This is a genomic window from Hymenobacter sp. M1-2, from assembly GCF_057808495.1.
On record NZ_JBTYZO010000066.1, the window covers coordinates 1 to 767 of the forward strand.

Below are 767 nucleotides of genomic sequence, written 5' to 3' on the forward strand. Positions count from 1 at the left end.
GCCTACGGCAACGTGGGGCTGCCCATCTACGCCGTCACGCTGCAAAACGAGCCGGAGTTTGCTACGGGCAACTATCCGTCGATGAGCATGAACTCGGCCAGCCAGGCCAGCTTTCTAAAGGACAACATCGGGCCGGCCTTCCAGAATGCGGGCATCAACACCAAGCTCATCGTCTACGACCACAACTGGGACCACCCCAACTACCCCAACGAGGTGTACGATGATGCCGCCGCTCGCCAGTACGCGGCCGGGGCGGCCTTCCATTGCTATGGCGGCTCGGTGGGCAACATGAGCCAGACCCACGACGCGTATCCCGACAAGGACATCTGGTTTACCGAGTGCTCAGGCTCGGAACCCTCCAACTGGGCCGGCGACCTGCGCTGGCACCTCTCCAACCTGATCATCGGCAACACGCGCAACTGGGCCAAGAGCGTGCTGATGTGGAATCTGGCCCTCGACCAGAACAACGGTCCGACCAACGGTGGCTGCCAGACTTGCCGCGGCATCTTCACCATTGACAGCAACACGGGCACCGCGAGCAGAAACGTGGAGTACTACACCTACGGCCACGCCAGCAAGTTCGTGCGTCAGGGTGCCGTGCGGATTGCGTCCAACTCCTACGGCGGCGGCATCGAAAACGTGGCGTTCAAGAACCCCGATGGCTCCAAGGTGCTCATTGCCCTCAACAATGGCAGCAGCCAGAACACCTTCAAAGTGCGGTGGGGCGACCAGGCATTCGACTACACCTTGCCCGCCGGGGCCGTGGC

General features: G+C 62.1%; 1 protein-coding gene. It reads left to right on the plus strand.

Annotated elements, in window-relative coordinates; genetic code table 11:
- The coding region (locus ACYSMN_RS25515) for a glycoside hydrolase family 30 protein (protein WP_488926757.1) at positions 1-767 on the plus strand (767 nt) is incomplete at both ends.